This is a genomic window from Mesorhizobium sp. M0244 (assembly GCF_040321795.1).
Classification (GTDB): domain Bacteria; phylum Pseudomonadota; class Alphaproteobacteria; order Rhizobiales; family Rhizobiaceae; genus Mesorhizobium.
The window spans coordinates 1-1,388 of record NZ_JAMYSE010000216.1 but is presented as its reverse complement, the minus strand read 5'-3'; the positions used below and the strand labels follow the sequence as shown (position 1 = coordinate 1,388).

Below are 1,388 nucleotides of genomic sequence, written 5' to 3'. Positions count from 1 at the left end.
CAGGTCAAGTTCGATCTGGAGCTGAGCCTTTGCGAGCGTGGCGAGGAGATCGCCGGAACGTTTGGTTATGCCACGGCGCTGTTCGATCAGGCGACGATCGAGCGGCAGCGTGGTTATCTGCTGGCGCTGCTGCGGGCGATGGCTGCCGATGCAGGCCAGCCGGTCGGCCGCATTGACATCCTGCCGGCCGCCGAGCGCACCTATCTGCTGGAGGCGTTGAACCGGACGGCGGCGGCCTATCCGTCGCAGCGGTGCATCCACGAGCTGTTCGAGGCGCAGGTGCGCCAGGCGCCGGAGGCGGTGGCGGTGGTCCATGAGGACGAGCGCCTGAGCTATGGCGAGCTCAACGCGCGGGCCAACCGTCTGGCGCATCATCTGATCGGGCTCGGGGTCAGGCCGGACCAGCCGGTGGCGATCTGCCTGGAGCGCAGCGTGGCGATGGTGGTGGGGCTTTTGGCGATCCTCAAGGCGGGCGGTGCCTATCTGCCGCTGGACCCGGCCTATCCCTGCGCGCGGCTGCGGCAGGTTCTCGACGATGCCGCGCCGCGGCTGCTGCTTTGCGATGCGGCCGGCCGGGCCGCGCTCGGCCCCGAGGCGCTTGTCGATGTGAGCGTGGTCGATCTGGAGACGGCCACTCCCACCTGGGCCGAGCTGCCGGCCTGCGATCCCGAGCCGCGCGCCCTTGGTCTCACCGCGCGCCATCTCGCCTATGTCATCTACACCTCAGGCTCCACCGGAACCCCAAAGGGCGTCATGGTCGAGCATGGAAGTCTGGTGAACTATTTGCATTGGTCGGATCGCAGCCATTACGAAGAAGCCGGCAACGGTTCGCCCATGCTGCTGTCGTTCAGCTTTGATGCTGGCGTTACGACCTTATTCGGGCCTTTCTTGGCGGGCGCCAAGCTTCGTCTTGCCAACCCCATTGCCCTAATACATGCGCTTGCTGCTTTAGAGGATGGTCAGACCTATGATCTAATCAAGCTGACCCCTTCGCATCTAAGCCTGCTGAACAAGCGGCTTGAAGCCTACAAGGGACCAGCCCCGACCAGAGCACTCATGGTCGGTGGCGAGGCCTTGATCCCGGCAGACATGCAGTTTTGGCAAGAGCATTTCCCGAACGTGCGTCTGATCAATCATTATGGTCCGACAGAAGCGACGGTTGGATGTGCCACATTCGCAATATCCGACGCTGTCGGGGGGCTGGCCTCCATCCCGATCGGGCGCCCGATTGCGAACACGCGGGTGTATCTTCTGGACGGTCATGGTGGGCCCGTGCCGTTCGGGGCGGTGGGTGAGCTTTACGTTGGCGGGGCCGGCGTTGCGCGTGGCTACCTGAACCGGCCCGATCTGACGGCGGAGCGGTTCATCGCCAGTCCCTTTGTGGAAGG

The 1,388-nt window shown here is 64.6% G+C and carries 1 protein-coding gene; it reads left to right on the top strand.

What is annotated here, in order from left to right:
• Positions 1-1,388, top strand: a 1,388-nt coding sequence (locus tag NKJ08_RS38705) for a non-ribosomal peptide synthetase (RefSeq protein ID WP_352786398.1), incomplete at both ends; no start/stop codon positions are given.